General features: G+C 46.7%; 4 protein-coding genes and 1 pseudogene. 4 read left to right on the top strand and 1 reads right to left on the bottom strand.

The annotated features are described in order from the left end of the window. The 4 genes from J0895_RS23075 to J0895_RS23060 form a co-directional block, all read left to right on the top strand. The coding region (locus J0895_RS23075) for a hypothetical protein (RefSeq protein WP_207090337.1) at positions 1 to 1,280 on the top strand (1,280 nt) is incomplete at its 5' end. Positions 1,281 to 1,345: 65 nt separating this feature from the next. Then, positions 1,346 to 1,945 carry a recombination mediator RecR gene (gene recR / locus J0895_RS23070; protein ID WP_207090338.1) on the top strand — a complete coding sequence of 200 codons (600 nt, stop codon included), beginning with the start codon at positions 1,346 to 1,348 and terminating at the stop codon, positions 1,943 to 1,945. 305 nt (positions 1,946 to 2,250) lie between these two features. After that, entirely contained in the window at positions 2,251 to 3,840 is a 1,590-nt protein-coding gene (locus J0895_RS23065) for a hypothetical protein (RefSeq protein WP_207090336.1), read from the top strand. An 83-nt stretch (positions 3,841 to 3,923) separates the two neighbouring features. Next, complete coding sequence (locus J0895_RS23060) at positions 3,924 to 4,745, top strand: hypothetical protein (RefSeq protein WP_207090335.1); 822 nt, start codon at positions 3,924 to 3,926, stop codon at positions 4,743 to 4,745. Between the two features lie 96 nt (positions 4,746 to 4,841). Here J0895_RS23060 and J0895_RS23055 read toward each other — a convergent pair. Beyond that, positions 4,842 to 5,292, bottom strand: a pseudogene (locus J0895_RS23055) (hypothetical protein); the annotation flags it as partial.

Raw genomic sequence — 5,292 nt, 5'->3', positions numbered from 1 at the left:
TCAAAAATGGAGTCGTTCTCCGAGGAGAAATTCCCTCAGTCACCGATGCCAAAAACTCCGGATTTAATCCCCCTTCAAAACTGCAATTTCCCAAGTATGAACCGCAATTTTCAGGAAATGGCACTCCCAACGATACCGCCTTTAAAACCATTACCACCACTGAGGGAGATACAGACAGTAATATTGGATTAGTCCATCTGGATATCAATCGCGCCGCCATTTCCTTGCGGGGAGATTTGGATAACGGAAACAATCAAAATCTGGTCATTTTTGGCATTCGCAGCAACAACGTGGCGGAACCGGACCCGCGAGTTCCTAATACTTCCTTTCAAAGTCCGTGGTTCCGTTACAGTTATCGGTTTGCAGCTAATATTAAAGTCAACGCCAAGGCTAATATTCTGATTGCAAATAATCGGATTAATGACAATATTACCGACAATTACGACCAACCCGGTTATCAAGTCAAACCTATTAAAGGGGAACAAATTATCACCTACCAAGAAGGAAATAAAGTCCCCTTCCACTATGGGAATCACTATGGAATTGTCGTGAATCGGTCTAAATCCGAGGGATTCCAAAAGAATGCCAATCCCAATACAGAACCAGGACTATTTCGCACGGGAATTGCCGTCCGAGATAACTGGGTTTATCACACCATGCGAGTCGCCATTTCTGCCTCGGGAGATGGGTTAGTCATCCAAGATAATCAAGTCCGCGATGAACGCGGAAAACAATGGTGGACGGACCCGACGGGGTTAAAAGAACCAAAAGGTGCAGTCACCCTTGAAAATCGAGCAATTGATTGGTCCGGGTCCAATGTTTTGGTGGAGGGAAATCAGTATGAAGTGTATCGTCATCGAATCAGAGATACCCAATATTTGAGTGTAGATGGAGAGGGAATTTTGATTCAGGAATGTTGTGGAGGAACCGAAGTCAATGGGGCGATTCTTCGCAATAATCAAGGCAATACTTATATTGGATTGTACAAAATTCCCTCCATTAAAAATGTGGAAATTGTCGGAAATCAAGTGCAGGCAGAAGTAACAGATATTGAGCTAATTTATGTGAATGCTGATACCAATAATGCTCCGGGTGTGATGGAAGATGTCACCATTGCTAATAATATTGTCAATGGCGGAATTTTAGCCCGAGGGACAGCGGGAGGAAAGGGAAATACCGTAGAAAATAATCAGGGAAATAACTCCGCTTCTCTGACTTATTCTTGCCATGTTACCGCCAAGGGAAATACCGGGTTTCAGGAACCTCCTTGTTTGCCGTAAATTCCGGCTCATCGGGTAACCAAAATGGGTAAAATGGGAGAGTATCTTTTGGAGTCTACAGGAGACTGACCGTTTATACTCGTCCTTTAGCTCGTTTAATCGAGCAACTACAGCGTTTGCCGGGAATTGGCCCTAAATCCGCCCAAAGACTGGCCCTCCATTTACTGAAGCGACCCGATGATGAAATTCAGGCATTAGCGAAAGCGTTAGTGGATGCCAAACAACAAGTGGGATTTTGTAAAGAGTGTTTTCACCTGAGTGCAGAACCCATTTGCGAAATCTGTCTTGCACCGAATCGCGATCGCGATGTCATTTGCGTAGTTTCCGATTCTCGGGACTTAATTGCCTTAGAAAAAACTCGGGAATTTAGAGGCAAATATCATGTCCTCGGTGGGGTGATTTCCCCAATGGATGGCATCGGACCCGAACAATTAAATATTCAAGCATTAGTCCGGCGGGTGAGTCAACAACAAATCAAAGAAGTGATTATCGCCATCAGTCCCAGCGTGGAGGGAGAAACCACGACCCTTTATGTGGGACAATTACTCAAACCGTTTACGCGAGTCACGCGCATTGCCTTTGGATTGCCAATGGGAGGAGATTTGGAATATGCCGATGAAGTCACCTTAGCGCGTGCGTTGGAGGGTCGTCGAGATTTAGACTAAAATGTGCCCTTATCGCAGAGATGAGAAACCGGGTTTCTGTGCAAAATTTCGGCCAATCTGGAGCAAATCTGGGCGGGGAAACTCGGTTTCTTCTCCCCTTCCTCTCATGCCTCGCCGGAGACTCTAAGGAATAGCTGACACCCCCACTGATCCGGGTTTGAGGTAGGATAGATTGAAACTATGACGAATCAAGTTTGCCACAAACTAGACTCTTGCTATCTCAAAGAGGGCAAATCAAGCCCAGGTTCGCCTGTAGAGTCACTCTACCATAGGCTTTGCAATTATCAACCTAGTATTAATCCGTCATGAGTCAATTTCTCTCTACCTTTAAAGGACCGTTGGTATTTGGTTTCATAGAGTTATTCAATTCTGTCCTGCTGCCTCCCTACTTACTCGGGTTTGTTCTGAGTCTCATTGTTCTGACATTTGTTACCATATTTCTCCGGTGGGGAGTCTATCAACATTTAATTTATTTAGCTTCTCGGGTTCGGGGATTAATTTATGCAGATAATCCGACTAAAAAACCGAGAATTGTTGAAGAAATAGAACTCAGATGTAAGGAATCTAGCCCCGCGTTAGAACAGATAAACACCGGGGCGTTAATCGACCAAGTTTATGGTAAGCATCTCCTCAAAAACGAACAAATCGATTATTTTTGTCGGTTTTTACCCAATCTTTTACTTTCCTTGGGTCTGTTAGGAACGTTCCTAGGAATTACCATGAACTTGGCCGAACTCAGCCAAACCATTAATGATTTTGGTGTGGGGAGTATTGATGCGTTGGTGGAACAAGTGCAACGGCCCTTGCAAGGGATGGGGGTGGCGTTTATTAGTAGTTTAACTGCTGTCGCTTGTAGTGCTTTGTTGACGGTGGTTAATTTACTCAGAAATACCAGTATTGCCAAATATCAACTTATCAGCGCTTTAGAAGATTATATTGATAATATTTATGGCCCTGCTCTAAATCGCCGATCGCCCTTAGATAAAGCTGTCGATCGCCTCGAAACTATCTTCTCCAGCTTTGTCAATCAGTTCTCCGTCTCCGTCAAAGAAGCCGTTTCCTCCTCTTTAGGGGAAAGCTTAGACCAAATTACCGAAGGCAACCGACAGTCGAATCATCTCGCCACTCAAGTTTATAATCGCCTGATGGAATCCTCCAGTTCCATGATGTCCGGTGCAACCATGTTTCGGGAGTCGGCACAACTCTTTGAAAAGAGCCAATTTGCCAATAAACTGGCGAGTTCCACGGATAATTTAGCCAATACTCAACGGGATTTAGCGCGTTCCGCCTCGGTGTTAAATCAATCCACCCAGGCATTGCAACTGGCGATCGCCTCCCTGCAAACCACCAGTCAGGAAACCATCCATCTCTCGGAAGAAATCGCCGGATTAAGCAAGAATTCCGGCCAAGTTCTGAACCTCACTCAAAACAATCAAAAAGCATTAGCAGATGTCGTGGGAGAAATGCAGCAAAGCGCTCAAATCTTCCATTCCGTCATCAAAACCCTCGATACCTTACAAAAGCGGTTAGCAACCAGAACCGATCGCTTTGTGGATGTCCATACCGAACTTTATAAATTAGTCGAATCCCTCAAACTCTTTACCGAAGAAATGAGAGGAGGAATGCAAACTTTAGGCGATCGCCTCATCGCATCCCTAGGCGATCGCAATGCAGTCAATCCCGCCACCGACCCCGTTACCACGCGCATCTCCAAACTCGGCAACGACCTCAATGCCGTCCAATCACAACTCACCCAAGTTGTCAAGCATTTAGAATCCGAAGAACAATCAGAAATAGCACCCACTCGTCAGAGTCCTCCGCCAGCCAACAATTCCAATGACCCCTTTAACCCACAACTGGTCAACTGGGAGGAAGAAGAAAATCCCCAAAAATGAGCCTTAATCTTCAACATCAAACTCCCAAACAATAGGGGGTTAAACATTCAAAAATTCACCCTAATTAACGGAGAAATTGCCTCATGAAATCCCGGTCTAGGCGGCATGAAATGCCACCAGAATTTGATATTTGGCCCGCATTTACCGACTTAATGTCCAATGCGTTTATGATTCTCAGCTTCCTGCTGCTACTGGCGATTATCAAACCCTTAGTCTCCATTTCCAGTATGCGGGAAACCGAAGAAGCCCTGCGCCAACAACTACTCAGAACCCAAATCGACCTCACCAGTGCCCAAAACCGCGCCACCTTAGCGGAATCCCAAGTTGCCCCCTTAATCGCCCAAAATCAAGCCTTAGCCACTCAAACCCAAACCTTACAAGGACAATTGCAACAGGAAATGGCAACCCCGAAAGCACCTCCAATTATCGTGATTCGCGATACCGGGGCTTATCAATTTTCTTCTGGAAGTGCTCAACTTCCCGATGCCTTACAAACTTATGTCCGTAACCAATTAGTCCCCCAAATTGAAGCCAACGCCGCCGCTTATAACATCAATGTCATAGAAATTATTGGACATACTGATGGACAACCTAATAATGCCGGTTCCAGCAATTTAGACCGTTCCTTACCCCAAGTTGCTGCTGGTACAACCGAAGTGAATCAGTTAGTTCCGGGTTCAAATGCGGATTTAGGATTAATGAGAGCCTTAGCCGTGGTGCAAATTTTACAAACTATTCAACGCACCGAAGGTAAGCTGCAAGGATTACAATTTCGTCCCTATTCTGCGGCGCAATTGGTGTCTCCTACAGGAGATTTTGGGAATGTCAATCCTAACCCCGATGAAAGCAGAAGACGGATTGAAATTCGGTTTACCCGCTTAGGTGAAGAAACGAACGTGCAATAAAAAAGCCCTGCACCCTGAAGGGTGGGGCTATACGGACAAAGCCCGCACTTCGACGGGACTCAGCACAGGCCTGCGCGGGCTAATCTGGAATTTGGGTTAAATTTCAGAGTCGCTTTCCTCCTCATCCGCGATCGCCTCGGGAGATTCCCCCTCCATCTGCGCTGCATCTTCGACTGGTTCTGACTCCGGTTCTAACTCCACGTTATCCACATCCACAGGTTCCCCGGGTTCTGCCTCAGATGCCTCCGGAGTGGGTAACTCCTGGGAATCTCCAGTGGAGGCTTCTGGTTCCCCAGCTTCCACGGGTGCAGCCGGTTCCTGCCGAGTTTCACCCGGTACTGGCCCTGGGGCCGGTTTAGCTTGGGGTGCTACATTGACTGGCTTTGAAGGTTCCCCTTCCGGTGATGGGTCCCGCAGTTGTTGGGGTCTAGTCGGTGGGGACTGGTCGATCCGCAACCCAGGATTGCCCTCGGTGGGTCTTGCATCCAACACAGGGGTTGCATTTTCTCCCGGGGGTTGGGCATCCAACACAGGGGTTGCATTTTCT

It is taken from the genome of Phormidium pseudopriestleyi FRX01, from assembly GCF_017313335.1.
GTDB lineage: Bacteria > Cyanobacteriota > Cyanobacteriia > Cyanobacteriales > Laspinemataceae > Laspinema > Laspinema pseudopriestleyi.
The sequence above is the reverse complement of the archived record's forward strand: the minus strand, read 5'-3'. Positions and strand labels throughout refer to the sequence as shown.